Raw genomic sequence first — 26,076 nt, forward strand, 5'->3', positions numbered from 1 at the left:
GATACCGCACGCAGTTGTTCAAAGTTGTAACAGCGCAGCCGCTGCAAGATCGGATCTAAGAAATTAACCCAGTAAAAACAATTACTTACTAAGTAAATGAGGCTGTTACAGCCAATTTCCTCGCCAATTGCCGTCTTACTGAACACTCGTTTAGTATGGCCTCAGTCGCATCACCTCAGGCCAAACACAATAATTCGAGGATTCGCATGACTACTCACATTTCGCTGCTCTGCCAGGTAAAAGCCGGCGTGGCCTGGATCACCCTCGATCGCCCCGATCAGCGCAATGCGCTGGACATCCCAACCCTGAAAAACCTGCACGCCTTGCTCGATGAGTTCAACGCCGATCCCTCCGTTCGAGTCGTTGTGTTGACTGGCAGCGGCCGCAGTTTCTGCGCCGGTGCCGACCTCGCCGAGTGGGCCGAAGCCGAGGCCCGTGGCGCACTCGAAAGCTACGGCTGGACCGAAACCGCCCACGCGCTGATGAGCCGTTTGTACAGCCTCGAAAAACCAACCATCGCTGCGATCAACGGCACGGCCGTCGGTGCCGGAATGGACCTGACGCTGTGCTGCGACCTGCGCATCGCTGGGCAATCGGCACGGTTCAAGGCCGGCTACACCAGCATGGCCTACTCGCCGGACGCCGGGGCCAGTTGGCATTTGCCACGCCTGATCGGCACTGAACAAGCCAAACGCCTGCTGTTCCTCGACGAAATGTGGAGCGCCGAGCGTGCCTTGGCCGCCGGCCTTGTCGGCGAAGTCTGCACCGATGACCAACTGCACGACGTGACCACTGAGTTGGCCACGCGCCTGGCCAACGGCCCGACGTTCGCATTCGCCCAGACCAAAAAACTCATGCGCGAAGGCGCCCAACGCAGCCTCCCGGAGCAACTGCAAGCCGAGCTCGCCGCCGGCCTGCTCTGCGGTCGCAGCAAGGACGGCGCTGAAGCCTTGCGCGCTGCCATCGAAAAACGCCCGGCCCACTTCAGCGGCGAATAAGCCCGGTGGTTTGCCCGTACACCTACTCAGCACATGAACAACAGGTAGCCCCATGAATTTCCAACTGACCCAAGAACAAGAAATGTTGGTGGACGCGGTACGCAGCTTTGTCGCCAAGGAACTGCTGCCTCATGAGGAAGCGGTCGACCGCGCCGACGAAGTCTCCCCCGAGTTGGCGGCACAGATTCGTGGCAAGGCGATTGCGGCGGGTTTCTATGCCTTCAACATGCCGGAAGAAGTGGGCGGTGGCGGCCTCGATTACCTGTCCCAGGCACTGATCGAGCGTGAACTGTCCAAGGTGTCATGGGCGCTGCATGTGTTCGTCGCGCGGCCGTCGAAAATCCTCATGGCCTGCACCGGCGAGCAGATCAACGACTACCTGCTGCCGTGCATCCAGGGCGAAAAGATCGACTGCTTCGCGCTGACCGAACCGGGTGCCGGTTCCGATGCCAACGCGATCAAGACCCGCGCCGTGCGCGATGGCGATGACTTCGTTCTCAATGGCAGCAAGCACTTCATTAGCCACGCCGGGCACGCCGATTTCGCCATCGTTTTCGCCGTCACCGACACCTACGAGCACAACGGCCGCAAACGCAACGCCGTGACCTCGTTCCTGGTCGATCGCGACACGCCGGGCATGACCATTCGCCGTGGTCCCAAGTGTGTGAGTAACCGCGGTTACCACACCTTTGAAATGTTCTTCGACGACTGCCGCGTACCCGCCAATAAGGTGCTGGGCGAAGTCGGCAAGGGTTGGGACGTGGCCAACGCCTGGCTTACCGCCGGGCGGGTGATGGTCGCCGCCAACTGCGTCGGCCAAGCACAACGCGCGCTCGACGTGTCGCTGCAATGGGCGGCGGATCGCAAGCAGTTCGGCCAGCCGATCGGCACCTATCAGGGCATCTCGTTCAAGCTCGCCGACATGGTCACGCAGATCCGCGCTGCCGAACTGCTGACCTTGCACACCGCCTGGAAAATGGACCAGGGCACCATGACCGATGGCGAGGCCGGCATGGCCAAATTGTTCGCCAGTGAAGTGCTCGGCAAGGTCGCCGATGAGGCGGTGCAGATTTTTGGCGGCATGGGCCTGATGGATGAATGCCCGGTGGAACGCATCTGGCGTAACGCGCGGATCGAGCGTGTCTGGGAAGGCACTTCGGAGATCCAGCGTCACATCATTTCCCGCGAATTGCTGCGGCCACTGTTGCGCTGATCCGCCCGGAGAATGGCTATGTCGCAAACGATTCGTGACAACCTCAAACGCTTGCTCGCACCGCGCCACCTGGCGTTTGTCGGTGGTCGCAGCATGGCCCGCGCGCTCAAGCGCTGCGCCGAAGGTGGCTACCTTGGCGAGATGTGGCTGGTCAATCCGCAGCACGACACCCTTGAAGGCGTGCCGTGTGTGCGCAGCATCGCCGATCTGCCGTGCGGCCCGGATGCGGTGTTCATCGCGACCAACCGCGAGTTGACCCTGACCTGCGTCGCCGAACTGGCCGCCAAGGGCGCGGGCGGTGCGATCTGCTACGCCTCCGGGTTCGCCGAAACCGGCGCCGAGGGCCAGGCCTTGCAGCAGCAGTTGCTCCAGGCGGCCGGCAACATGGCCTTGCTCGGCCCCAACTGCTACGGCTTGCTCGACTACCTGCACAGCTCCGCGCTGTGGCCGGTGGCCCATGGCGGCAAACCGGTGGAGAAGGGCGTCGCCGTCCTGACCCAAAGCGGCAACTTTGCTTACAACGTATCGATGAGCGACCGCTCGCTGCCGGTGGCCTACATGGCCTCGGTCGGCAATCAGGCGCAACTGGGCGTCGCCGAATTGATGGACGTGCTGCTCGACGAGCCGCGCGTCACCGCCATCGGCTTGCACCTCGAAGGCCTGAAAAACGTCCCGGGTTTCGCCCGCGCCGCGCACAAGGCCTTGGAGAAAGGCATTCCGATCATCGCCCTGAAAACCGGCGTGTCGCAGATCGGTGCCGAACTGGCGCTCAGTCACACCAGCTCACTGTCCGGTTCCGATGCGCTGTACGACAGCCTGTTTGCGCGCCTCGGCGTGATCCGCGTCAGTGGCCCGGTGAGTTTTGTCGAAACCCTGAAAGCGGCGGCGTGCGGCAAGCTGCCGACGGGCAACAGCCTGATCGCGTTGGCCTGTTCGGGGGGCGATGCCGGGCTGATTGCCGACTACGCCGAACGCAACGATTTGACCTTGCCGAAACTCGATGAGGCTCAGCGTGAAGAGCTGGCCCAAGTGCTGCCAAGCTACGCCAACCTGGTCAATCCGCTGGATTTCACCACGGCGATCTGGGGCGACGGCGAAGCCTTGAACCGCATGCTTGACAGTGCTCTGCGCACCGAAGCCGATGCGGCGATGCTGGTGCTCGATTACCCGGCGGAGTTCACCGGCGAACGCAAGGAATGCGACCTGCTGCTGGAGCTGTATTGCGCCGCGCTGGTCCGCCACGGCAAGACCGGTTTTGTCACCTCGGCGTTCCCGGAATTGCTGCCGGCCCACGCTCGCGAACGTCTGCATGCCCAAGGCGTATCGGCGTTGCAAGGCGTGGAAGACGGGCTGGCCGCATGGGGCCGGATTGCGGGCTATCAACGTAATCGCCAGGCGCTGCTGGCGCTCGGTGAATCGGCGCAGGTGCTGCACTGCCCGCAGGCGCTGGAAGGTGAAGGTCGCTTGCTCAATGAATGGGATTCCAAAAAAGCCTTGCGCGCCTTTGGCCTGCCGACGCCGAACGGTGTATTGAGCACCCCGGACAACGCATTGAATGACGCCAACGCGCTCGGTTATCCGCTGGTATTGAAAGCGGTCAGTGCCCAACTGCCGCACAAAACCGAAGCCGGCGCCGTGGCGTTGAACCTCAAGGACGCCGGGGCCCTGAGCGCCGCACTGGAAAAAATGCGCGCGAGCATTGCCGATTACGCGCCGCAGGTGCCGTTCGATCAGGTGCTGCTGGAACCGATGGCCGCGCCACCCTTGGCGGAATTGATCGTCGGCATCAAACGCGAAAACGACTTCGGCCTGGCCCTGGTCATCGGTGCGGGCGGGATTCTGGTGGAGCTGCTCAAGGACAGCCGCAGCCTGCTGCTGCCGACCACCGATGGCGCCATCCGCCAAGCGTTGTTGAGCCTGCGCAGTGCCCCGTTGTTGCAAGGTTTTCGTGGTCGCGAAGCGGCGGATCTGGACGCGTTGGTGGCGGCGATTCGTGCGGTGGCCGATTACGCCTGCGAGAACGCCGGGCAGTTGCTGGAACTCGATGTGAACCCATTGTTGGTCGGTGCCGATGGCACGACTGCGGTCGATGCGTTGATTCGCCTCGGCCACGAGTGAGGAAGTGAACATGCAAAGCACAACATTGACCGGCGGCCAGGCCCTGGTGCGTCTTCTGGCCAACTACGGCGTCGACACCGTGTTCGGCATTCCCGGTGTGCACACGCTGGAGTTGTATCGCGGCTTGCCCGGCAGCGGCATTCGTCACGTGCTGACGCGCCACGAGCAAGGCGCCAGTTTCATGGCCGACGGCTACGCGCGGGTCAGCGGCAAACCGGGCGTGTGTTTCATCATCACCGGGCCGGGCGTGACCAACGCTGCGACCGGCATCGGCCAGGCGTATGCCGACTCGATTCCGATGCTGGTGATTTCCAGCGTCAACCATACGGCCAGCCTCGGTAAAGGCTGGGGGTGCCTGCACGAAACCCAGGACCAGCGCGCAATCACCGCGCCGATCACCGCGTTCTCGGCGGTGGCGCTCAGTGCCGAAGACCTGCCTGAATTGATCGCCCGTGCCTACGCGGTGTTCGACAGTGAACGTCCGCGCCCGGTGCACATCTCCGTGCCGCTCGACGTCCTGTCGGCAAAAGTCGCCCGCGACTGGAGCAATGAAGTGGTGCGTCGCCCAAGCCGTGGCGTACCGGCAGCCACTGCGCTGGATCAGGCCGTGGCCAAGCTGCAAAACGCCAAGCGGCCGATGATCATCGCCGGCGGTGGCGCCTTGAACGCGCAGCAGCACGTGCATGAACTCAGCACCCGACTCGCCGCGCCGTTGTTCACCAGCGTTGCCGGCAAAGGCCTGTTGCCGCCGGATGCCCCGCTGAATGCCGGCTCGACCCTGTGCGTAGAGCCGGGCTGGCAACTGATCGCCGAGGCCGACGTGGTGCTGGCCGTCGGCACCGAAATGGCCGACACCGATTTCTGGCGCGAGCGTCTGCCACTGAATGCCGAACTGCTGCGCGTCGACATCGACCCGCGCAAGTTCAACGATTTCTACCCCTGCGCGGTGGCGCTGCAAGGCGATGCGCAACACACCCTCGCCGCATTGCTCGAACGTCTGTCACCCGCCAGGCGCGATGCCACTGCCGCGATTGCGTCCGTCGCAGCACTGCGTGAAGCGGTGCAAAACAGCCACGGCCCGTTGCAGTCGATCCACCAGGCGATTCTCGAACGGATTGCCGCCGAGCTGCCGGACGATGCTTTCATCAGCACCGACATGACCCAGCTGGCCTACACCGGCAACTACGCCTTTAACAGCCTGGCGCCACGCAGCTGGTTGCATCCGACCGGTTACGGCACGTTGGGTTATGGCTTGCCGGCGGGCATCGGCGCCAAGTTTGGTGCACCGCAGCGGCCAGGGCTGGTGCTGGTCGGCGACGGCGGTTTTCTCTACACCGCGCAAGAACTGGCCACCGCCGTTGAAGAGCTCGACAGCCCGCTGGTGGTGCTGCTCTGGAACAACGACGCGCTGGGGCAGATCCGTGACGACATGCTCGGGCTGGATATCGAACCGATCGGCGTGCTGCCGCGCAACCCGGACTTTGCCGCCCTTGGTCGCGCGTTCGGTTGCACCGTAAGCGAGCCGCAGAGCCTGGCCGAGCTGCAAACCGATTTGCGCCACGGCTTCAAGCGCAACGGCGTGACCCTGATTGAACTCAAGCATGCGTGCGCGCTCTGACTCCATTTTTAAAAGGATACCGTCATGCGCTTTTCCGACCTGACTCAACGTATCACCGGTGACGGTGCTGCCGCCTGGGGTATTCATTACCGCGCACTGGCGCTGCTGGAACAGGGTGAAGACATTTTGCTGCTGTCAGTCGGCGATCCGGATTTCGACACGCCGGTGCCGATTGTGCAGGCTGCCATCGACAGCCTGTTGTCCGGCAACACCCACTACGCCGACGTGCGCGGCAAACGCGCACTGCGTGAAAGCATCGCTAAACACTACGGGAAACGCAGAGGCCAACAGGTCTCGGCGGATCAGGTCACTGTGCTCGCCGGGGCGCAATGCGCGTTGTTCTGCGTGGCGCAGTGCGTGCTCAATCCGGGCGATGAAGTCATCGTCGCCGAACCGATGTACGTGACTTACGAAGCGGTGTTCGGTGCCTGTGGCGCGGTGGTGATTCCGGTGCCAGCGCGCTCGGAAAACGGCTTTCGGGTGTTGCCCGAAGACGTCGCGGCCCGCATCACGCCGCGCACTCGGGCGCTGGTGCTCAACAGCCCACACAACCCGTCCGGCGCAAGTTTGTCGCGCGGCACGTGGCAGGCGTTGGCGCAGCTGTGCATCACCCACGACCTGTGGCTGATTTCCGATGAGGTCTACAGCGAGCTGCTGTTCAACGGCGAACACATTAGCCCGGCCACTCTGCCGGGCATGGCCGAGCGCACCGCGACGCTGAACAGTTTGTCGAAATCCCATGCCATGACCGGCTGGCGCATCGGCTGGTCGATCACGCCACCGGCGCTGGCCGCGCACCTGGAAAACCTCGCGCTGTGCATGCTCTACGGTTTGCCGGATTTCGTGCAGGACGCCGCCGTCGTCGCGCTGGAAAGCAACCTGCCGGAACTGGAAGCGATGCGCGAAGCCTATCGCCAACGTCGCGATCTGGTCTGCGAATGCCTGGCCGACTGCCCCGGCGTGCGTGCCTTGAAACCCGATGGCGGGATGTTCGTGATGGTCGATGTCCGCGACACCGGGCTCACCGCACAGGCGTTTGCCGACCGCTTGCTCGACCGTCATGGCGTCTCGGTCCTGGCCGGTGAAGCCTTCGGTCCGAGCGCCGCCGGGCATATCCGTCTGGGGCTGGTGTTGGGCGCAGAACCCTTGCGTGACGCTTGCCAACGAATCACCCGTTGCGCCACTGAACTGATGGAAGCCCAAGTCTATGCATAACCACAAGACGCTGTTTATCGATGGCCGCTGGCAAACCCCTTCGGGGCACGGCATTGCCGAGGTGATCAACCCGGCCACTGAAGAAGTCGCAGGTACGGTGCCGCTGGGCGATGAGCGGGATGTCGACAACGCGGTGGCTGCCGCGCGCCGGGCGTTCGGTCCATGGTCGCGCACGCCCTCGAGCGTTCGTGCCGGTTTCTTGCGCGCACTCGCTGATCAGTTAAGTGCTCGGGCCGATGAAATGGCCGCCGTCATCACCACTGAGCTGGGGATGCCGGTGCAATGGTGTCGGTCGGTGCAGGTCGACGGGCCCATTATCGGCCTGGAGCAATACGTCGAACTCGCCGGCTTGATGGATGAAGTGCGCGAGGTCGGCAATTCGCTGGTTATCCGCGAGGCGGTCGGTGTGTGCGCCTTCATCAACCCGTGGAATTATCCGCTGCATCAACTCATCGGCAAGCTCGCTCCGGCGCTGGCCGCCGGCTGTACCGTGGTGGTCAAGCCTAGTCAGGAAACGCCGCTGCACGCCTTTTTGCTGGCGCAAATGATTGAAGCCATTGGCTTGCCCGCCGGGGTATTCAACCTGGTCAGCGGACCGGGTTCGAAGGTCGGCGAAGCACTGGCCAAACACCCCGACGTGGACATGGTCTCGTTCACCGGTTCCACCGGCGCCGGGGTTCGCGTGGCGCAAGCGGCGGCGCCTTCGGTGAAGCGCGTGTGCCTGGAACTGGGCGGCAAGTCGGCATTGTTGATTGCCGAGGACGCAGACCTGGCGGCCGCGGTGCGCTACGGCGTGCAGGACGTGATGATCAACTCCGGGCAGACCTGCACCGCGTTGACCCGCATGTTGCTGCCTGCCAGTCGTTACGCCGAGGCCGTGGAACTGGCCATTGCCGAAACCCAAAGCCTGCGCATGGGCGATCCACTGGACCCGCAGAGTTTCCTCGGGCCGATGTGTTCGGCGGCACAACGGCGCACCGTGCGTGACTACATTCAGGTCGGTCAACAGGAAGGCGCGCGACTGCTGCGTGGCGGCGATACGGCGCACGCATTCGAGCGCGGTTACTACGTCAGCCCGACGCTGTTCGCCGATGTCGACAACCGCATGCGCATCGCCCAGGAAGAAATCTTCGGTCCGGTGCTGTGCCTGATTCCTTACACCGATGAAGCGCAAGCGATTCAGATCGCCAACGATTCGCCGTTCGGCTTGTCCAGCGGCGTCTGGGCCGCCAGCACCGAGCGCGCCTTGCACCTTGGGCGTCAGTTGCGCGCCGGACAGTGCTTTCTCAACGGCGCGGCGTTCAATTATCAGGCGCCGTTCGGTGGCTACAAACAGTCGGGCAATGGCCGGGAATGGGGGGAAGAAGGGCTCAACGAGTTCGTCGAAGTGAAGGCGATTCAAGTGTGACGTGCAGCGTTATCGCCATCAAACTCAAAACCTGTAAACGTCTAGGGAATTGCCATGAAAGTTCTGATTGTCCACGCTCACCCGGAGCCGAAATCCTTCACCACCGCCCTGCGTGACCAGGCGGTAGCGACACTGGAGGCCCAGGGGCATGAAGTCCAGGTCAGCGACCTGTATGCGATGAACTGGAACCCGGTGGCCAGCGCCAATGACTTTTCATCGCGGGAAAACCCCGAGTACCTGGTGTATGCGCTGGAGCAACGCCTGGGTGTGAAGAGCCAGTCGCTGGCGCCGGACATCCAGCAGGAACTCGACAAACTGTTGTGGGCTGACTTGCTGATTCTGAACTTCCCGATTTTCTGGTTCTCGACCCCTGCCATCCTCAAGGGCTGGATTGATCGGGTGCTGGTGTCGGGGATCTGCTACGGCGGCAAGCGCTTTTACGACCAGGGTGGATTGAGCGGCAAGAAGGCGTTGGTTTCCATCACCTTGGGCGGCCGCGAGCATATGTTCGGTGATGGCGCGATCCACGGTCCGCTGGAAGACATGTTGCGGCCTATCCTGCGCGGCACGTTGGCCTATGTCGGGTTTGACGTGCTGGAACCGTTCGTGGCCTGGCATGTGCCGTATATCAGTGACGAGGCTCGCAAGGATTTCCTGCAGAGTTATCAGCAGCGTCTGGAACACCTGAGTGATGATCAGCCGATGCAGTTTCCGCGGTTGTCGCAGTTTGATGATGGGTTGTATCCGTTGCCTGGTTGAAGGGGGCTTTGGCCAAGAGTTGGATGGTGAACTTTCGGGCCCCATCGCGGGCAAGCCCGCGATGGGGCCAGTGGTTTCAACATAAAAAACGGAAACATGCCGAAGCTGTTCACAGCACCCGAACAGTTTCGGCATTGGCCTCAGGTTTAGATCTCCTTCACCGGCGTCTCACCCTCAACCCCTTTGATCAACCCGATGGCATGCAGGCAATCCGCCTTGTTCACGTACGACTCACCACTGGCGATCGTCTCGTGGTTACCCGCCCTCAAGCGCCAGCGCCATTGTCCTTTGCCGGTGCTTGGCGTGCCTTTGGATTGCCTGTAAATCTCGAAATACATTCTGCTCGCTCCATGCGATGGGTAATTGCGACAACCTGTGTGACGCATCGGGGGCAAGCCTAGCGGAGCTGGTTTTTTTGACCATCAGGCATTTGTTTCCAGGCATTTGAAAATATTTCAGCCAACGCAACCGGGCCGGCGCGAATGGCCAAAAACCCCGCAGTTTCGCCCTTGCATCACCTCCCTGGGTCCTGCTTAATACGACACGGCTTACGGCGTCGAGCAGCGGTCGGCGACCTCGGATTGTAGAAAAATCACTATAAAAAAGAGCAATCAATTGACTCATCAGCACGGAACGCAACTGGCCGGGCATCTGCAGCTTTCGCTCGTGATACCGGTATTCAATGAAGCGGCGACCATTGATTTGTTCATCGCGCGGATCACTGACGTCTTCAAGGAAGAAACGTTGGTCAGTCTGGAAATGGTGTTCGTCAACGACGGCAGCACCGACACCACGCTCGACCTGCTTTTGGAGCGTCAACAGACCGATCCGCGCATTCGCGTTGTCGATCTGAGCCGCAATTTCGGCAAGGAAGCGGCCCTGACCGCAGGCTTGCAGACCGCCACCGGCCAGGTGATGGTGCCTATCGATGTCGATTTGCAGGACCCGCCTGAAGTCATCCTCGAAATGATCGCCCGCTGGCGTGAAGGTTATGAAGTGGTGCTGGGCCATCGTGTGAGTCGCAAGACCGACTCCTGGGCCAAGCAAACCTCGGCCAACTGGTTTTATCGCCTGCACAACAAAATCGCTGAGCAACACCTTCCGGAAAACGTCGGCGATTTTCGGCTGATGGACCGCTGTGTGGTGGACGCCTTGCAAACCTTGCCCGAGTCCCGGCGCTTCATGAAAGGCTTGTTTGCCTGGGTCGGGTTTCGTACCACCTACGTGAATTACGAGCGCCTTGAACGAGTGGCAGGCGCGAGCAAGTTCAACGGCTGGCGCTTGTGGAACTTCGCGCTGGAAGGCATCACCAGTTTCAGCACGGAGCCGCTGCGCATCTGGACGTATCTGGGGCTGATCGTGTCGCTGATCTCTTTTTCGTTCGCCATTTTTATCATCTTGCGCACCCTGATCTCCGGTGTCGATCTGCCGGGTTATGCCTCGCTGATGGTCGCCGTCACTTTTCTCGGCGGTCTGCAATTGATCGGCATCGGCGTGCTGGGTGAATACCTCGGCCGGACCTACATCGAGTCAAAACGCCGACCGGTGTATCTGGTGCGGCGTGTCTATGACCCCAAGGACTGAACCATGGATCTCAAGGAAACCGACATCCTCGGTTCAAGCATCGACCAGCATTGGTATTACGCCTCCAAAGCGGCGGCCACGACGCGCATGTTGGGCAACACGCCGTTCAAAAATATTCTCGACGTGGGCGCAGGCTCCGGGTTCTTTTCCCACCATTTGCTGACGCATTCCGCGGCCGGTGAAGCATGGTGTGTCGACATCAGTTACGACGCCGATTCGGATGCCACAACCGCCGGTAAACCGGTGCATTACCGCCGCGGCATCGACTCGGTGGACGCCGATCTGGTGCTGCTGATGGACGTGCTGGAACATGTCGATGACGACGTCGGACTGCTCAAGGCTTACGTCGATAAAGTCCCTTCCGGCAGCCGTTTCCTGATGACGGTGCCGGCGTTCCAGTTTCTCTGGAGCGGGCACGATGACTTCCTCGAACACAAGCGTCGCTATACCTTGCCGCAGCTGGAAACGGTGGCTCGGGATGCTGGTTTGACCGTGAAGCAGGGGGCGTACTATTTCGGTCTGGTGTTCCCGATTGCCGCCACCCTGCGATTGCTGCCCAACGGTGCGCAACCCTCGCCGCCGCGCTCGCAGCTCAAGCAGCACCATCCGTTGGTGAATACGATTTTGAAGACACTCTGCAGCGTCGAACTGCCATTCATGGGCGCGAATCGCCTGGCCGGGTTGACGGTATTTGTCCTGGCGCAAAAACCGTGACATCAGCCGAAAAATCCGCCTTGATCCAGCGTGGGCTGCGTTTTGCCGTCACCGGTTTGTTCGTCACGGCCCTGCACGCGCTGGTGGCCGTGTTGTTCATCAACTACGTGTCGCCTCTGCCACCCTTGGCCAACGGCGCGGCGTTTGCCGTGGCGACCGTGGTGTCTTACCTGATCAATTCCACCTGGAGCTTTTCCGCCCGATTGCATGGGCGAACGCTGCTGCGCTTCATGATGGTTTCCGTTGCCGGTTTCCTGTTGGCGATGTTGGTGGCCTGGGCCGCGCAAATGGCCGGGCTGCATTATTTGCTGGGGATCGGCGCGGTAGCGCTGACCATTCCGGCCTTCACCTTTGTATTGCATAACTTCTGGACGTATCGATGAAGGATTTCGCTAAACGCCTGCCGCTCAACCTGGTGCCCCTGTTGATTGGTGTTGTGGCCTTTTTCCTCGTCGTCGGGCCCAGGGCGCTGAACCCGCTCAACATTGCGTGGCTGGGCAACGGTGACCCGGCGACGCATTACTTGGGCTGGGTGTTTTTCCGGCAGTCACCCTGGAGTTTTCCCATCGGGCTCAATCCGTCCTACGGGCTTGAACTGGGCAATGGCATCATTTTTTCTGATTCCAATCCGCTGCTGGCCTTCTTGTTCAAACCGTTCGCCTCGCTGTTACCGATGCCTTTTCAGTACTTCGGCCTCTGGTTCCTGACCTGCTTCGTCCTGCAGGCGTGGTTCGCCTGGAAACTGGTCGGGCTGGTGACTTCGCACGTGGGTGTACGGGCCGTGAGTACGGCGTTGTTCCTTTTTGTTCCGCCGATGCTCATGCGCATGCCCTTTCATTTGTCCTTGGGCGGGCACTTTCTTATTCTGGCCTCGTTGTACCTGGGGCTGCATCCGCAACTGCAGCGTCGACAACTGAAATGGGGGGCGTTGCTGGCGGCGGCCGCGTTAGTCCACGCGTACTTTCTGGCAATGGTTGCAGTGATCTGGATTGCCAATCTCGCTGCCGGTTGGTCCAGGAAAAAACTGACGCCACGGTCGGCGTTAACCGAATTCATCGTGCTGTTTTCGTTGGTCAGCTTTTGCTGTTGGCAGGCAGGGTATTTTTCGGTGGGCGGTGACAGCGCGATATCCGATGGGTTTGGCACGTACGCCATGAACCTGCTGTCACTGATCGATCCGGGGAACTGGTCCTATTTACTGAAGGATCTGCCCGGCGTCCAAGGGTTCGGTGACGGCGAAGGGTTTGCCTATCTGGGACTTGGGCTGATCACGCTGGGCATCTGTGCGGTGGTCGGTTTACTTCAAGGCAATACCGGCTTCAGGCAACAACTGGGGCGGCGCCCCTTTTTACTGCTGGCGCTGGTGGGGCTGACGGTTTTCGCGATTTCAAACCATGTGGCGCTGGGCTTGCTGGAGTTCACTTATGCGCTGCCGCCGGTGGTGATTTCCATCGCCAACATCTTCCGCGCCTCGGGGCGAATGTTTTGGCCGGTGTACTACGCGATTATCTTCGCCATCATTTTCCTGGTGATTCGCGCCAATACACCACGCACCGCTGTGAGCTTGCTGTCACTGGCGCTACTGATTCAGGTGCTGGACACTCACGCCGGCTGGGTGGCCGTTCGCAAGCAATTGATGGTTGAACCTGCTTCGAAGTGGGCGTCGCCCATGGTCGATCCGTTCTGGGAAAGCGCGGCGGCCCATTACCAGAACATTCGCTGGATCGTTCCACAGAATCTGTCCGCGCACTGGATGTCGGTGGCTGATTTTGCCGGCGCCCATGGCATGGCAACGAATGCGGTTTACCTGGGGCGAATGGATACTGCCAATTGGAAACGCGCCGACCTGGAGACTGCTGGGTTAATGGCATCTGGAAAGTATGATGCCGACACGTTGTACCTGCTGGATGAGCGTGCGCTGCTTCAGGCTGCGATGAACGTCGATACCCAAAAGGATCTGTTTACCCGGATTGACGGATTTACGGTGCTTGCACCGGGATGGAAACAATGCGGCGCTTGCTTGCAGATGAATACGCCAGCTAACCCGCTCGAGCTGATCCCTTCCCTTGAAACCGGACAAAAAGCGCTGTTCAACTACGGCAGCAAGGGGAGGGCGTTTCTGGCCAGGGGCTGGTCCGATTCCGAACTCTGGGGCACCTGGTCCGAAGGTCCCGACGCCGACGTCATGTTCCGGGTGCCGGTGCCCGTGCATTCCTTGCGTCTGGAGGCCACGGCGTTTCTCCCTCCCGGGCATGCTGGCCAACGTGTTGTCATCAGCATCAACGGCATTGCGGCCATGACTACCCAACTTCAGCAGGCCGATGGAAATATTATCGATGTGCGCCTCACCACCGAAATGCAAGAACGGGTGTCGAGTCAGGGTGTATTGAGTTTGCACATGCAGTTCGCCGACGCCGTCAGCCCGAAACAGTTCGGAATAGGCGAGGACGCCCGACAACTCGCATTCGGCTTGAAGACCCTGACGGTCAATTGAGGGCCGACGCCCGTAGACGCCCCCGTCGCGCCTTTTTACACTGCCTGAAGTGTTGAAGAACGGGGGCAAGGAATGAATCGCAACGAACTGCGCAAGGCTGACATCAACCTGATGGTGGTGTTCGAAACGTTGATGCTCGAGCGCAATGTCACGCGGGTGGCGGAGAAGCTGTTTCTCGGCCAGCCGACCATCAGTGCCGCGCTCAATCGCCTGCGGACGATGTTCAATGATCCGCTGTTCATCCGGGTCGGCCATCGCATGGAACCGACGGCGCGGGCCGAGGAAATCATTCTGCACCTGTCGCCGGCGCTGGATTCGTTATCGGTGGCCCTGAGCCTGACCCACGATTTTGATCCGGCCAGCAGCACCATGACCTTTCGCATCGGGCTGTCGGACGATGTCGAGTTCGGCCTGTTGCCACCGCTGCTGCGCGCCTTGCGCCAGGAGGCGCCGAAGGTGGTGTTCGTGGTTCAGCATGTCGATTACTGGCGCATTCCCGACTTGCTGGCCTCCGGCGATATCACGGTCGGCATCAGCCAGACTCGCGGCTTGCCGGCCAACGCCAAGCGCAAGTTGTTGCGGCACATCCAGCCGAGCATTTTGCGCGCCGATGCCTCGGACACCCCGCTGACCCTTGATGAATATTGCGCCCGCCCGCACGTGTTGGTGTCGCACACCGCCAACGTCAGCGGCTATGCCGATGAATGGCTGGCGGAGATCGGCCGTACGCGTCAGGTCGTGCTGTCGGTGCCGCAATACAGTTCGTTGCCGGCCCTGCTCGCCGGCACCGACCTGATCGCCAGCCTGCCGGATTACGCCGCCGAGGCGATGGCGGCCTCAGGGCAACTGTTCAAGGAGCCCTTTCCGTTCAAGACCCCGACGCTGGACTTGTCCATGGTCTGGCTCAGTCATGTCGATACCGATCCGGCCGAACGCTGGTTGCGCGCGCGGTTGGAGGCGTTCATGAGTGAGCGTCTTGAGTCGCCGATTTGACATTTGCCAACGCAGGGTCGCTGACTCATTCGGAGCGATAGTTTAGTGATCAAGCCACCGGAATATGGATGTCCCGTGACTGACACTTTTCGCCTATTTGCAGCTTTTGATCCTCGGTGTACGGCTGCCCCTGCCGATCAATCAGAAAAAACACCTCGAATAGATACTGTTTTCCACCGTGGCTGGCGCACCGAAATGAGGTGTTGCTCGGAAACAGCGTTTTTAGTTTGTCCAGATCCAGGGATTTGCCCTGAAACTGGTTGAAATCCGGACTGTAGTTGACCGCGCTACGCAAATTGACAAAGTCCTTGAAATATTGAATTTGGCTGGTTCCATAGCAAGTGCCATGTTTTTTCCATTCGTGTTTCATCAGGTATTCGGGCGATTCGGTGACAATTTCAGAAAACCCGTGTTCGGCCTGTGCCAGCTTCTGGTCTGTATCCGACAGTTCGCAAACCGTCTCAGTCGGACCGCACCCCGCTGAGTTGATACAAAAGGAAGGGTGACGATTGGCCGATTGGTCAGTGCTGTTGTAATAAGCCCAGATGCCGTGGGTGTAGAAGACGTTATTCGGTTTGCCGCAACCCGCAGTGGTGGGCTTCAAAAGGCAAAACGTTGGCTGCCAAGTGATGGCATAGGCGAGGTAGTCAAATTTTGCGCTAGGCGCTCCTTCCATGCTTTCTTCACCTGTGTCCAGGGCGTGAGCGCAGAGAGAAACAACAGACAGGGCCATTGAGGCATAAAGACGGTTCATGGTGTTCGATCCTTGAATCAGTTTATTTTCGGGTTACCTCCTCACTGCTGGAGAGGACGCTTTCTGGTTCAGCGTCATGATCAATTAACGGCGCACTTCTAATTTCAGACCTGATCTGGAAACACTAGTACAGTACGGGTCATTGGGAAATCCAAGTAGATGTACAGCTAACGCCGACATCCTTTTTTGAGTACTGCCATTTAATCAGGAGCCACCCATGCCCCACCTGCACATGGAATACACCGCCAACCTGCCCGAACTGAACGCTGACGTGGCGTTGATTCGACTCAACAATGCGTTGGTGGCTTCCGGTCAGTTTGCTGCCGAGTTCGACATCAAGAGCCGCGCGGTGAAAGTCGAGACTTTCAAGGTCGGCACGACAATGGGGGAGCGGGCGTTTGTGCACGTGAAGCTGGCGCTGCTGAGCGGTCGCTCGCCGCAGATCAAACAGCAGTTGTCCGAAAGCCTGCTGGCCGTGGTGCAAGAGTTGTGTGAATGGCCGACAGGGATTGAAGTCCAGTTGTGCGTAGAGATCCTCGACATCGATCGGGAGTCCTACACCAAGACGGCCATCGGCCACTGAGTTTCAGGCCATTTCCTGCTCGGCGCAGGCCTTGATCACTTGCTCGCGCAACCAGGTGTTGGCGCTGTCCTGGTCGACGCTTTGACTCCACAGCATGTCCAGGGTGAAACCCGGCAAGCCGTTGGGCGCTTCGCAGTGATTGAAGATCGCCTCGTTGGCCAGCAATTGCTGGATGCGACGGGGCAACGTCAGGATGAAGTCGGTGCCGGTGATCATTTTCAGCGCCGCACTGTAGCTGTTGGAACGCGCAACGATCTGCCGTTTGTGCGCCTGTTGCGCCAGCCAGCCATCGACCATGTTGGTGGTGGACTTCCACGGCGTCGGAAACACATGCCGGCGTTCGACAAAGGCTTTCAGGCTTAAACGCGGTTCCAGTGGCGTGGCGCGTTTGTCGAAGACGCAGACCAGATCATCTTCCAGTAACAGCCGGGATTTGAAGTCGGTGTGGCTGCGATGAAAATGCGGGCCGAAGCAAATCACTAGGTCGAGGCTGCCATCACGCAGATCTTCGGTCGGGATATCGGTTTCAAACTTGTGCATGTTGACCATCACCGGCAGGTCGGCAAAATCAAAGCTTTTCAACAGGCGCGGCAGGATCAACTGCTCGAAGTATTCCGGTGCGCAGATATTGAACGTGACCGGTTGCAAGGTCGGATCGAAGGCCTGGGCGCCGGCGTGGCAGAGGTTGATGCTTTCGAGGATCTTCAGCACATGCGTGTACATGGTGCTGGCTTTGTACGTGGGGCGCATACCCGTGCGGGTATTGATGAATAACTCGTCTTCAAAACTGGTGCGCAATTTTTTCAGGCAGTAACTCACGGTGGACTGGCTGACGCAGAGCGCCTCCGACACACCGGTGACGCTGCTTTGCTCATACACGGCGACAAACACCATGAGGTCCTGCATATCGAGCTTTCTAAGCAAGTTACTGTTCAGCATCCGTTCCGTCTCGCTGTGCTCCTTGCGCTGACTGTGCGCAAACGTGTGCGAATGATCCTAACGGAACGATGGTGCCAGGAGAATGCCCTGTAGGACGTTTCACGGTCAGTTGTGGGACAGAAAATGTTACGAACACGACGTGTGAATTTAATCCCACAAAACAGGGCCGAAGGCCTTTACCCCTGAACGGCGCTGCACCCGGAGGATTTCAGGGTGGGCTTCGAGGTCAGTGAATGTGTCGGGCGTAATGCCGCGGATCGAAGCGCAGGGCCATCAGGATCATCAGCGCCATGACCCCGGTCAGGCACCACCAGGCCCATTCGAAACTGCCCGATTGATCGCGCAACATCCCGGCCATCAGCGGTGATAGGCCGGCGATCAGGTAGCCGATGCCTTGTACGAAGGCCGTCAGCCCTCCAGCGCGTTGCGGGTTGTCGAGGTGATCCAGCGACACAATCAGGCTCATCGGGAACAGGCCGCCAATGCCCAGTCCCAGCAGGCACGGCCAGAGCAGACTGAAGTGTTGCGGGCTGAGGATCAGCCCGCAGAAACCAGCCATGATCAGCGCCAGCAACACCACCAGCACCAGGCGCCGGTCACGGCAGCGGTTGGCGATGGCGGGGGTTACCAGCCCGGACAACACTTCCATGGCCGTCAAAAAGCCCAGCAGCAAACCGGCATTTTGTTCGCTCCAGCCCTTTTCCACGTAGTACGGCGCCAACCAGGCCAGCACACAGGTGTAGGACGCGGTGCCCAAACCGAAGAAGATTGCGAGTAACCAGGCGCGGGAATTTGTGAAGAACGATGTGTTGCGGGATGCTGCTGCCGTTGTCGTCGATGTTCCCGCACGCCCGATGCTCCAGAACAGCAACGCCACCAGCGCCAGCACCGCCCAGATTGCCAGCCCCTCGCGCCAACTGCCGGTGCGGGTCATCACCAGGGGCGCAAACGATGCTGCGATCGCCGCACCGCCCATGATCGACGTCACGTAGAGCCCCATGCATACGGCAACGTTGTCGCTGAAGCGGGACTTGATCAGCGCCGGCATCAATGCCTGGATCAGCGCAATACCGATGCCGGCCAGCATGGCGCTGACGATCAGTTCGACTGACGAGTCCACGAACAGCCGCGACACTGTGGCCAGGCCAATGATCAGTAGCGATATCAGCACCGTGCGCTGTTCACCCAGGCGTTGACTGACGCTCAGGCCAAAAAACATCGCCAGCCCCATGGCCATGACGGGCAGCATGGTCAGCAGCGAGGCCAGGCTGAAACTCAGCGGGATGTCCCCGCGAATGGCCGACAGCAACGGCCCGACGGCCGCCATCGAGGGCCGCAGGTTCAGGGCGACGAGGATAATGCTGACCATCAGCCAGAGGGCAGGGCGGGAAGTTGCGCGAACGTTTTCCATCAATAGGACCTTGAATAATCAATGGCCGATTAGGCGCGCGAGGGGCTGGGGGTCGCAAATCAGATAGTCCGCAGCGGTATTTAAAAATTAAATACCTCTGCCGCAACACAGACCCCTTGCAGGAGCGAGCCTTTGTGGCGAGGGGATTTATCCCCGTTCGGCTGCGAAGCAGTCGTAAATCCATTGCTTGCGGTGTATCTGATACACCGCAGTGTTCGATTCGGGGCCGCTTCGCAGCCCAACGGGGATAAATCCCCTCACCACACAAGCCCGCTCCCACAGGGATGGTGGGTGAGTCACGCATGATTGTTTAGTCCATCCACACCCAAAGTTCTTCAAATCCCGATTTAACGACCTGACCGCCCGTGTGACGCTGCTGCTCATCTGTTTCCTGCGGTCATTTCTATGGACGGTTGCCCCGTCGCACTCCCTTCAGAACTAGCCTTCTGGGCGCTCTGGCACTGTCGCCACGCGCGCCCACCGGATTCCTGCATTTCCCGTTGATTGTTCTTACAGGTCCCGCGCTGTACGCCGGGATCAAACCGGCAACGCCTGCGCGTTTGCCTGACGCGGAAACAAGAGAACTCCCATGAGCAGTGCCACGACCTCCTTCGCCACGAAGCAAGAAGCCCTGACCTTTCTGGAACAGAACCCGGATATCGAGATGTTCGAGTTGTTCATCCTCGACAACAACGGCGTGCCTCGGGGCAAATTGCTGCATCGCGATGAACTGCTGGCGGTGTACGAAAGCGGCCGGCCGCTGCCGAGCACCATTCTTGGCTTGACCATCAACGGCGATGACGTAGAAAACTCAGGCCTGGTCTGGGATGTCGGCGACATTGATTGCCGGGCGTACCCGATCAGCGGCAGCTTGACGCGCATGCCATGGCGGTTGATCCCGACGGCGGCGGTGCAGGTCAGCATGCATCCGAAGGAAGGCATGCCCGCAACGATTGCCGACCCTCGGCACCTGCTGGCGAAGGTGATCGAAGGCTTGCAGGCCGACGGTTATTACCCGGTGATGGCGGCGGAGCTGGAGTTCTATTTGCTCGATCAGCAGCGCGACAGCAACGGTCGACCGCAACCGGCGCGGGACGTCGATGGTGGGCGACCGCGCTCGACGCAAGTCTACGGTTTGCGTGAGCTGGAGCAGATCGAGCCGTTTCTGGCGGATCTCTACAGTGCCTGCAAATTGCAGGGCATCCCGGCGCGCACGGCGATTTCCGAGTACGCACCGGGGCAGGTGGAAATCACCCTCGAACATCGCACCGACGCCCTGCAGGCGATGGACGAAGCGGTGCGCTACAAACGGCTGGTCAAAGGCGTCGCGCACAAACACGGGATGGCCGCCTGCTTTATGGCCAAACCGTTCGATGACCTGGCGGGCACCGGCATGCACATGCATGTCAGCCTGGCGGACAAGGACGGCAACAACCTTTTCGCCAGTGAGTCTGCGGACGGTACGCCGCTGCTCAAACAAGCAGTCGGCGGCATGCTCAGTACCTTGCTCGATTCGTTATTGCTGTTCTGCCCGAACGCCAACTCCTATCGCCGATTCCAGACCAACAGCTACGCGCCGCTTGCAGCGACTTGGGGCATCGACAACCGCACCGTGAGTTTGCGAGTTCCCGGGGGGCCGGCATTCTCTCGGCACATCGAGCACCGTATCTGCGGCGCCGACGCCAACCCGTATCTGGCGGCCGCGGCGATTCTGGCCGGCATCCATCGCGGCATTCGCGAACAACTCGACCCGGGCGCACCCGTGGAAGGCAATGGTTACGCCCAGGCCACGGAGTTGTTGCCAACCGATTGGCTGACCACGTTGCGGGCGCTGGAAGGTTCGACATGGGCGCGGGAGGCGTTCGGCGGTGAATTCCTCGGCGTGTACCTGGCGGTGAAGCGCGCCGAGTATCGGCAGTTCATGGGTGAAGTCGGAGAGCAGGACTGGCGTTGGTACTTGCATCAGGCCTGAACAAAAGCTGAACCATTCTCAAATAAGTTAAAAGTATCGATCTAACAACAGAAGCCAACTAATCGTTGGCTTCTTTTTCACAAAAAATTGATGGTTGGCTGCCTAAAGTTAGAGCTGTCACGGTAAATGAAATTTTCACATTTACCGAGGGCACTTCTTTTCAGGAACAGCCAATCATCATGTTGAAGTTCAAACCCGTGCGCCCGGAATGGGTGACACTGATTGCCAGCGCCTTTCTTCTGACGGGCTTTAACTTAGTGCTCTGGCAGCACCTTTTTGATATCACCGCTACGGACGGTAAAGGCATCGTCCTGCGCATCGCGTTCGGCGTGATGATTCTGGCGGCCTTCAACATTGTACTGACCCTTCTAGCGTTTCGCCGCGTGATGAAACCGGTCTTGATCCTGATCTTTATGATCAGCGCTGGCGTGGCGTACTTCATGAGTCAATACGGTGTTCTGATGGACACCGGCATGTTACGCAACTTTGCACAAACCAACGCGACGGAAGTGCGGGACTTACTATCATTGAAGTTCTTCGTTTATATCCTTTTGCTGGGTGCTTTTCCCTCCTGGCTGTTGTGGAAGGTTCCGGTTAATTATCGCCGCTGGCACCGTGAATTACTAAGTAAGGCGCTGGTGAGTGTCGCGTCGGTTGCGGTCATCGGTGGCGTCGCGCTGGTGAACTATCAGGGCCTGTCCTCGTTGTTTCGCAATCACCATGAACTGCGCCTGATGGTGGTGCCGAGTAACTACATCGGTGCGGCGTTCGGTTACCTGCGTGAGCAAGTCGTCTCCGCCCGCCAGCCCTTCGTCAAGGTCGGTGAAGATGCCCAGCGAAATCCCGCCTGGCAAACCCACGGCCGTAAATCCCTGACGGTGCTGGTGGTCGGCGAAAGTGCCCGGGCCGAGAACTTCGGCATCCTCGGTTACGACCGCGACACCACGCCCAAACTGGACAAGGAAGCCGGCCTGATTGCGTTCACCGATGTGCATTCCTGCGGTACGGAAACGGCCGTGTCGGTGCCGTGCATGTTCTCGAACATGGGCCGCAAGAATTACAACGCTGGCAAGGCGAAGAATGAAGAGGGCCTGCTGGACGTGCTCAAGCGCGCCGGTCTGGAGGTGATCTGGCGTGACAATCAATCGGGCTGTAAAGGCACTTGCGACCGGGTCACCCTCGACGATGTCAGCAATCTCAAGGACCCGGTGCTGTGCGCCAACAGTGAATGCCGCGACGAAATTCTCCTGCAAGGTTTGCAGCACTTCATCGACACGCTGGATAAAGACACCGTGCTGGTCCTGCACCAGATGGGCAGCCATGGCCCGGAATACTTCAAGCGCTACCCGAAAGAGTACGAGCGCTTCACGCCCGTCTGTGAAAGTAACGCACTGAACAATTGCAGCCGCGAAAGCATCGTCAATGGCTACGACAACACGCTGGTGTATACCGACCACGTGCTGTCGACCCTGATCGATCTGTTACGCAGCAACCAGGACAAAGTCGATACCGCCATGCTGTATCTGTCGGATCACGGCGAATCCCTGGGCGAATACAACCTGTTCCTCCACGGCACGCCTTACATGCTGGCGCCGGATCAGCAAAAGCATGTTGCGATGCTGGCGTGGTTCTCCGACAGCTACCAAAAGTCGTTCTCGGTGGACACCCATTGCCTGCAACTGAGCCGAGACAAGCCCCTGAGCCAGGACAACCTGTTCCATTCGATGCTCGGTCTGCTGGAGGTCAACAGCAAGGTCTACAACCAGGATCTGGACATGTTCGCCGGTTGCCGCGGGGCGGTGATCGACGGTGTGTTGGCCAAAGAGTAAGCGTTTCGACCTTTTTTTCACGTACCGGTGGTTAACCTGCGGCCGGTACCTATTCCTACAAGAGCCATTGCACATGTCCGCGCAGCCCCCATCCGCCATCGAGCTTGAGTTCGCCCGGCGCTACGATCAGGAACACAGCCGCGTCTGCCTTCAGCCGCGACCGCGTGGCCTGGCGGGGCGCTTGACCTTCTGGCGCGATGAGCAGTTGGTGCGTAACGCGCTCAAGGTCGCCGGCGAGCCGGGCCTGATGCTTGATGTGGCCTGTGGCGCCGGGCGTTACTGGCCGGTGTTGGCCGAGCACGCGAACCGTGTGATTCTCGCGTCCGATCATTCGCAGGACATGCTCAATCACGCACAGACTCACCATTCGCAGAGCCTGCTCCAGCGGATCAAGACGTTCCAGAGTTCGGCCTTCACCCTCGGGTTGTCGGCGAACGCGGTCGACAGCATTTTTTGCATGCAACTGTTTCAACACATCGTCAGCCCGGACCATCGGTTGGCCCTGCTTAAAGAGTTTCACCGTGTGAGTCGCGATACCGTGATTGTGGCGGTACGGGTCGCCGCGCATTTCAAGCTCCACCGACCAAGCGCAGCGGGCACTAACCCCCGGCAGCTGGCAGACAAGGCGGAGGTTGAAGCCGAATTCAGGCAAGCGGGTTTTCGCTTGCTCAGTCACCAGGACTTTCTGCCCGGTTGTGCACGGATGCGGGTCTACGTGCTGCGTAAGACCAGTTAACCTCCGCTTGTCAGACATTTCTTGCCGTCTGGCAGGTCTTTTCGCTAAAGCTCTTGTTCAGTGGATGCGCGGAAATCGCCGGGGGCGATATATACTGCGCGCCATTCTTCAAGGGAGAGCCGTGTGGCCATCGATATTCACTGGATTCGCGACAACGATAGCCTCGGTCAGTTTTGCGCCGAGTGGCAGCAGCTGCCATTCGTTGCCCTCGACACCGAATTCATGCGGGTCGACACCTTTTATCCGATCGCAGGCCTGCTGCAGATCGGCGATGGCGTACGCGCTTACCTGATTGACCCGCTGACCATCGACAACTGGCAGCCCCTGGCCGCGTTGCTGGAAAACCCGGCCGTGGTCAAAGTTGTCCACGCGTGCAGCGAAGACCTCGAAGTGTTGCTTCGCCTGACCGGCAGCCTGCCGGCGCCGCTGTTCGATACGCAACTGGCCGCCGCCTACCTGAACCTCGGTTTCTCGATGGGTTACTCGCGACTGGTGCAGGAAGTGCTCGGCATCGACCTGCCCAAGGGCGAGACCCGTTCCGACTGGCTGCAACGTCCGCTTTCCGAGACCCAGATCAGCTACGCCGCCGAAGATGCCTTGCACCTGGCGGAAGTTTTCGTACAGCTGCGTCCGAAGCTTTCTGACGACAAGTACAACTGGGTCCTGGAGGACGGCGCCGAGCTGGTGGCCAACTTGCGCCGCGAGATCGATCCGTACGAGGTCTATCGCGAAGCCAAACTGGCCTGGAAACTCTCCCGCGCACAGCTTGCCGTGTTGCGTGAACTCTGCGCCTGGCGTGAACGCGAGGCCCGCGCCCGTGACCTGCCGCGCAATCGCATCGTGCGTGAGCATTCGCTGTGGCCGTTGGCCCGCACGCAACCCGACAACCTCGGTGCGCTGGCGAAAATCGAAGACATGCACCCGCGTACCGTGCGTCAGGACGGCGAATTTCTGCTTGATCTGATCAAGCGCTCTGGCAGTGTGTCGCCAGATCAATGGCCGCCCGCCGTGCCGGAGCCGTTGCCGGTAGACGCCGCCACCCTGGTCAAACAGCTGCGTGCGATCGGCCAGGCCGAAGCCGAGCGCCTGAACATTGCGCCGGAGCTGATGCTGCGCAAGAAAACCCTGGAAGCGCTGCTCAAGAGCGGCTACCCCAACGGTCCTTACCAATTGCCTGATTCGCTGCGTGGCTGGCGCCGCGAATTGATGGGCCAGGCGCTGCTCGACAGCCTGGCCACCGCCGGAGAACAGCCTTGAAACGTATTTGCTCCATCTACCGAAGCCTGAAGAAAAACGAGATGTACCTCTATGTGCTCAAAAGCGATGCACTGGAGCGCGTCCCGGAAAGTCTGATGGCCGCCTTTGGCAAACCTCATCATGCTTTCGATCTGGTGCTGACCCCCGAGCGCAAACTGTCGCGCGAGGACATCACCGTGGTCCTGGAAAACCTTGAGAAGCAGGGCTACCACCTGCAAATGCCACCGGCCGAAGACGAATACATCGAACACTTGCCGGAAGAATTGCTGCGACGCAACGACCCGATGTGATCGGCAGACAGGCTCTGTTCAGAGTCTGTGTGAAACACTGGAATGATTTTGGCGATGGCCAGGGCGACGGAGCGATACTCCGTCGGCGGCCGTCTGCACTGTTTTCGAAAGGTTTGAACCATGCGCGTTCTGATTGCTGAACACGACCACCCTGTGTACGCCCAACTGTTGCGTCAGGCTGCGCCTGACCTGGAAGTGCTGACCAGCGGCGACTCCGCAGAATTGGCCAGCCAGGCGGCCGACTGCCCGATCTGGCTGGGTCAGCCGGACCTGTTGGCGAACCTGTTGCGCCAGGGCCACCAGCCACAATGGCTGCAATCGACATGGGCCGGCATTACGCCGCTGCTGGCCGACGGTTTGCGCCGCGATTATCGCCTGACGCGTGCGGTAGGGATTTTTGGTCAGGTCATGGCCGAATACGTCCTGACCTACATGCTCGGCCACGAGCGCGAAGTGCTGGCGCGGCTGGTCAGCCAGGTCGAGCGCAAGTGGGACAGTCGCCAGGGCCAAAGCCTGGCGGGGCGCAAAGTGTTGATCGTCGGCACCGGTGACATCGGCCAGACCGTGGCGCAGTTCCTCGTGCCGTTTGGCGTCGAGTTGTATGGCATCGCCAGCGAAGCCCGCGAGCAGGCGCCGTTTGTTGAAGTCGGCGCGCTGGCAGACTTGCCGCGCCTGGTCGGTGAAGTGGATTTCGTCATCAATCTGCTGCCCAACACTCCAAATACCCACGACTTGTACGATGCGGCGCTGTTCAAGCAGTTCAAGCCGACCGGGTTGTTCATCAACGTCGGGCGTGGCGTGGCCGTAGTCGACGCGGACCTGGTGGAAGCCTTGAAAGAAGGGCATCTGGCTGGCGCGGTGATCGACGTCTGCCGCCAGGAACCGCTGCCACAGCGTCATCCGTTCTGGACAGCTTGGGGCTTGCTGCTGACCGGGCACAGCTCGGCACCGACCTCGCCATCGATGATGGTGAACCTGTTTGTTGAAAACCTGCGGGCGTATCAGGCAGGTGAGGCGTTGCGCGGGGAAGTCGACTTCAACCGCGGCTACTGAAACCACCGCTCACTCGAATAGTGTGCAAACCCTGTGGGAGCGAGCCTGCTCGCGATGGCGATGTGGCAATCAACGTTGATGTTGAATGTGACGGCCTCATCGCGAGCAGGCTCGCTCCCACATTGGGATCTGCGGTGA

General features: G+C 60.0%; 23 protein-coding genes. 19 read left to right on the top strand and 4 right to left on the bottom strand.

Going from position 1 to position 26,076, the window contains the following annotated elements:
- Positions 1 to 206: 206 nt before the first annotated feature.
- From ACYZT6_RS05290 to ACYZT6_RS05320, 7 genes are read left to right on the top strand one after another with little or no spacing between them, the layout of a single operon-like run.
- The gene (locus ACYZT6_RS05290) at positions 207 to 998 is read left to right on the top strand and encodes an enoyl-CoA hydratase/isomerase family protein (protein ID WP_462026019.1); all 792 of its coding nucleotides are present in this window, start codon (positions 207 to 209) and stop codon (positions 996 to 998) included.
- A gap of 52 nt (positions 999 to 1,050) precedes the next feature.
- The gene (locus ACYZT6_RS05295; RefSeq protein WP_462026020.1) at positions 1,051 to 2,211 is read left to right on the top strand and encodes an acyl-CoA dehydrogenase family protein; all 1,161 of its coding nucleotides are present in this window, start codon (positions 1,051 to 1,053) and stop codon (positions 2,209 to 2,211) included.
- A gap of 18 nt (positions 2,212 to 2,229) precedes the next feature.
- Positions 2,230 to 4,329, top strand: coding sequence for an acetate--CoA ligase family protein (locus tag ACYZT6_RS05300; protein ID WP_462026021.1), 2,100 nt, complete (start codon positions 2,230 to 2,232; stop codon positions 4,327 to 4,329).
- 10 nt (positions 4,330 to 4,339) lie between these two features.
- On the top strand, positions 4,340 to 5,947 hold the full coding sequence (locus ACYZT6_RS05305) for a 5-guanidino-2-oxopentanoate decarboxylase (protein WP_462026022.1): 1,608 nt from the start codon (positions 4,340 to 4,342) through the stop codon (positions 5,945 to 5,947).
- A gap of 24 nt (positions 5,948 to 5,971) precedes the next feature.
- On the top strand, positions 5,972 to 7,162 hold the full coding sequence (locus tag ACYZT6_RS05310; protein WP_462026023.1) for a pyridoxal phosphate-dependent aminotransferase: 1,191 nt from the start codon (positions 5,972 to 5,974) through the stop codon (positions 7,160 to 7,162).
- Positions 7,155 to 8,570, top strand: a complete 1,416-nt coding sequence (locus ACYZT6_RS05315; protein WP_462026024.1) for an aldehyde dehydrogenase family protein — start codon at positions 7,155 to 7,157, stop codon at positions 8,568 to 8,570. The genes ACYZT6_RS05310 and ACYZT6_RS05315 overlap by 8 nt, the downstream gene beginning before the upstream one ends.
- A 54-nt stretch (positions 8,571 to 8,624) precedes the next feature.
- The gene (locus ACYZT6_RS05320) at positions 8,625 to 9,329 is read left to right on the top strand and encodes an NAD(P)H-dependent oxidoreductase (protein WP_462026025.1); all 705 of its coding nucleotides are present in this window, start codon (positions 8,625 to 8,627) and stop codon (positions 9,327 to 9,329) included.
- A gap of 146 nt (positions 9,330 to 9,475) precedes the next feature.
- Here ACYZT6_RS05320 and ACYZT6_RS05325 read toward each other — a convergent pair whose 3' ends face one another.
- Positions 9,476 to 9,667 carry a YegP family protein gene (locus ACYZT6_RS05325; protein ID WP_010462174.1) on the bottom strand — a complete coding sequence of 64 codons (192 nt, stop codon included), beginning with the start codon at positions 9,665 to 9,667 and terminating at the stop codon, positions 9,476 to 9,478.
- Between the two features lie 277 nt (positions 9,668 to 9,944).
- On the opposite strand from ACYZT6_RS05325, the gene ACYZT6_RS05330 reads away from it, so the two are divergent.
- The 5 genes from ACYZT6_RS05330 to ACYZT6_RS05350 all read left to right on the top strand — a co-directional run bounded on the left by ACYZT6_RS05330 (position 9,945) and on the right by ACYZT6_RS05350 (position 15,114).
- Positions 9,945 to 10,913, top strand: a complete 969-nt coding sequence (locus ACYZT6_RS05330) for a glycosyltransferase family 2 protein (protein ID WP_462026026.1) — start codon at positions 9,945 to 9,947, stop codon at positions 10,911 to 10,913.
- Positions 10,914 to 10,916: 3 nt separating this feature from the next.
- On the top strand, positions 10,917 to 11,627 hold the full coding sequence (locus tag ACYZT6_RS05335) for a class I SAM-dependent methyltransferase (protein WP_462026027.1): 711 nt from the start codon (positions 10,917 to 10,919) through the stop codon (positions 11,625 to 11,627).
- Entirely contained in the window at positions 11,624 to 12,010 is a 387-nt protein-coding gene (locus ACYZT6_RS05340; protein WP_462026028.1) for a GtrA family protein, read from the top strand. Before ACYZT6_RS05335 ends, ACYZT6_RS05340 begins: the two co-directional genes overlap by 4 nt.
- Positions 12,007 to 14,121 carry a DUF6311 domain-containing protein gene (locus tag ACYZT6_RS05345; protein WP_462026029.1) on the top strand — a complete coding sequence of 705 codons (2,115 nt, stop codon included), beginning with the start codon at positions 12,007 to 12,009 and terminating at the stop codon, positions 14,119 to 14,121. The genes ACYZT6_RS05340 and ACYZT6_RS05345 overlap by 4 nt, the downstream gene beginning before the upstream one ends.
- Positions 14,122 to 14,193: 72 nt before the next feature.
- A complete protein-coding gene (locus tag ACYZT6_RS05350) occupies positions 14,194 to 15,114 on the top strand; it encodes a LysR family transcriptional regulator (RefSeq protein WP_462026030.1) in 921 nt (306 codons plus the stop codon).
- Positions 15,115 to 15,163: 49 nt separating this feature from the next.
- Here the strand turns inward: ACYZT6_RS05350 and ACYZT6_RS05355 are convergent, their stop codons facing one another.
- Complete coding sequence (locus ACYZT6_RS05355; protein WP_462026031.1) at positions 15,164 to 15,868, bottom strand: ribonuclease T2 family protein; 705 nt, start codon at positions 15,866 to 15,868, stop codon at positions 15,164 to 15,166.
- Between the two features lie 217 nt (positions 15,869 to 16,085).
- Here ACYZT6_RS05355 and ACYZT6_RS05360 point away from each other — a divergent pair, with 217 nt between their 5' ends.
- Complete coding sequence (locus ACYZT6_RS05360) at positions 16,086 to 16,451, top strand: 5-carboxymethyl-2-hydroxymuconate Delta-isomerase (RefSeq protein WP_462026032.1); 366 nt, start codon at positions 16,086 to 16,088, stop codon at positions 16,449 to 16,451.
- A gap of 3 nt (positions 16,452 to 16,454) precedes the next feature.
- Here the strand turns inward: ACYZT6_RS05360 and ACYZT6_RS05365 are convergent, their stop codons facing one another.
- Both ACYZT6_RS05365 and ACYZT6_RS05370 read right to left on the bottom strand, forming a co-directional pair.
- Positions 16,455 to 17,390: a LysR family transcriptional regulator gene (locus ACYZT6_RS05365; RefSeq protein WP_462026033.1), complete on the bottom strand. Its 936-nt coding sequence runs from the start codon at positions 17,388 to 17,390 to the stop codon at positions 16,455 to 16,457.
- Between the two features lie 226 nt (positions 17,391 to 17,616).
- Positions 17,617 to 18,801: a cyanate transporter gene (locus ACYZT6_RS05370; protein ID WP_462026034.1), complete on the bottom strand. Its 1,185-nt coding sequence runs from the start codon at positions 18,799 to 18,801 to the stop codon at positions 17,617 to 17,619.
- A 589-nt stretch (positions 18,802 to 19,390) separates the two neighbouring features.
- On the opposite strand from ACYZT6_RS05370, the gene ACYZT6_RS05375 reads away from it, so the two are divergent.
- From ACYZT6_RS05375 to ACYZT6_RS05400, 6 genes are all read left to right on the top strand, one after another.
- A complete protein-coding gene (locus ACYZT6_RS05375; RefSeq protein ID WP_462026035.1) occupies positions 19,391 to 20,773 on the top strand; it encodes a glutamine synthetase family protein in 1,383 nt (460 codons plus the stop codon).
- A 179-nt stretch (positions 20,774 to 20,952) separates the two neighbouring features.
- Positions 20,953 to 22,602, top strand: coding sequence for a phosphoethanolamine transferase (locus ACYZT6_RS05380; protein ID WP_462026036.1), 1,650 nt, complete (start codon positions 20,953 to 20,955; stop codon positions 22,600 to 22,602).
- Positions 22,603 to 22,675: 73 nt separating this feature from the next.
- Complete coding sequence (locus tag ACYZT6_RS05385; RefSeq protein WP_462026037.1) at positions 22,676 to 23,338, top strand: class I SAM-dependent methyltransferase; 663 nt, start codon at positions 22,676 to 22,678, stop codon at positions 23,336 to 23,338.
- Between the two features lie 123 nt (positions 23,339 to 23,461).
- Entirely contained in the window at positions 23,462 to 24,595 is a 1,134-nt protein-coding gene (rnd, locus tag ACYZT6_RS05390) for a ribonuclease D (protein WP_462026038.1), read from the top strand.
- Positions 24,592 to 24,885: a YcgL domain-containing protein gene (locus ACYZT6_RS05395; RefSeq protein WP_007898694.1), complete on the top strand. Its 294-nt coding sequence runs from the start codon at positions 24,592 to 24,594 to the stop codon at positions 24,883 to 24,885. Before rnd ends, ACYZT6_RS05395 begins: the two co-directional genes overlap by 4 nt.
- 120 nt (positions 24,886 to 25,005) lie before the next feature.
- Positions 25,006 to 25,938, top strand: a complete 933-nt coding sequence (locus tag ACYZT6_RS05400) for a D-2-hydroxyacid dehydrogenase (protein ID WP_462026039.1) — start codon at positions 25,006 to 25,008, stop codon at positions 25,936 to 25,938.
- The last annotated feature ends 138 nt before the right edge of the window (positions 25,939 to 26,076 follow it).

It is taken from the genome of Pseudomonas sp. RT6P73, assembly GCF_054897715.1.